The following is a 1,592-nucleotide window of genomic DNA, read 5'->3' as shown; positions in this document are numbered from 1 at the left end:
TTTAACAATTGACCGCCGTTTCCGGATTCAGAGTCACTGATTCCGGCAAGCTGAGTTTTCGAATATCACCGGACCAGCGGCGCGGGTTTTCAGCTTTCGCAGCCTCGATAACCCGTTGACGCTGGAACAGGATCTGGTCAGCTTCGCCGTTATGGCGCTGCTGTGGTGTCACGTAATTCAGCGCGCTGTGGCGATGCTCGGTGTTGTACCAACGCACGAACGCCAACACCCAGTCCCGGGCCTGCTCGATTGTTGTGAAGCCGTTTGTCGGGAACCCCGGGCGGAACTTCAGAGTTTTGAACAGCGACTCCGAGTAGGCATTGTCATTGCTCACTCTGGGGCGGCTTTTCGAGGGCGTAATGCCCAAGTCGTACAGTTTCTCCAGGAAGGTCGACGCCTTCATGGGGCTGCCATTGTCAGAGTGCAGCACCAGTGGTTTGTCCTTCGTTGCCAGATGCTCACGCCAGTACGCCTTTTCAATGAACTCGCTGGCCAGCTCTCCGGTTTCGCTGTCGTAGACCTCATGGCCAACGATCTTGCGGCTGTACACATCCAGCATCAGGTACAGGTAGAACCAGGTGCCTCTGGCCGGGCCCGGTAACCATGAGATATCCCACGACCACAGTTGGTTTGGTTGTGTCGCCTTGTGTGTGGTCGCTTGGCGCTTGCGCTCAGGTGCTTTCTGTCGGCCTCTGGGGTGCACCTGATCGTACTCACGCAGAACCCGATAGAACGTTGACTCCGAGGCCAGGTAGCGTCCCTGATCCAGCTGATCGGCCACGATAAACGCCGGCGGGCAGCTTCGATATTCTTTCTGATTGCACAGCGATACCACGGCCTGGCGCTCCTGGTTCGTCAGTTTATTGCTCGGCGCCGCTCTGGGCACCAATGGCCTCTGGTCCGCTTTGACACCCTTGTCAGTCGTCCAGCGCTGATAAGTGCGTACAGTCAGGTTCAGCAAGGCACAAGCTTTCTCCAGCCGGGCTCCGCTACTCTGCGCTTGTTCAATCAGAGTAATGGCCTGCTGGCGATCCGGGAGGCTGGTCATTCGTCCTCGTCTTTGGGGCCCCAGATCGCCTCGGCTTTTTTTGACAGCGTCAGCAGAGCCGCCGTTTCCGCAAGAGCCTTGTCCTTGCGTCGCAATTCCGACTCAAGTTTTTTGGTTCGTTTCTTCTCGGCTTTGGTCGCTTGCCGGTTCCTTTTGGCCTGCTCATCAGACTGGGCATTAGCCCCCGCACAGGCGGCTTTCCAGGCCTCGATCTGCTCCGGGTACAGACCGTGTTTGCGGCAATATTCACCGAGCTCCGCCTCCGTCATTGGGGCGGTCTCCAGCACAATGCGGAACTTCTCTTCGCTACTCCACTTCTCGGGCGTTGCTGAGTTCGATGGCAAAACGGCACCTTGCTCTCTGGCGGCTTTACGCCAATTGTACAAGGTTGCCGTACTGATGCCTTCCTGGCTGGCCAACTCGGCCACAGTCAAGCTGCGCGGTGGCGCCATCTTCTGCAGGATGGCTTCCTTACGTTCCGGTGAATAATGGGGCATGGTTGTCCTCTGAAATCATCAGGCGACAACTACCTTGACGCATAGGG

Annotated in this window: 1 protein-coding gene; it reads right to left on the bottom strand. The window is 57.3% G+C overall.

Going from position 1 to position 1,592, the window contains the following annotated elements; translation table 11 throughout:
- Position 1: 1 nt before the first annotated feature.
- Positions 2-1,545, bottom strand: a protein-coding gene (locus tag AAF659_RS14990) for an IS3 family transposase (RefSeq protein WP_349752590.1) whose coding sequence is annotated in 2 segments (ribosomal slippage) — positions 2-1,074 and positions 1,074-1,545 — 1,545 coding nt in all. Because the reading frame shifts where the segments join, the coding sequence is not laid out codon by codon here.
- Positions 1,546-1,592 lie beyond the last annotated feature (47 nt).

Origin of the sequence: Salicola sp. Rm-C-2C1-2 (assembly GCF_040196175.1) — a bacterium.
Classification (GTDB): Bacteria; Pseudomonadota; Gammaproteobacteria; order Pseudomonadales; family Oleiphilaceae; genus Halospina.
The sequence above is the reverse complement of the archived record's forward strand: the minus strand, read 5'-3'. Positions and strand labels throughout refer to the sequence as shown.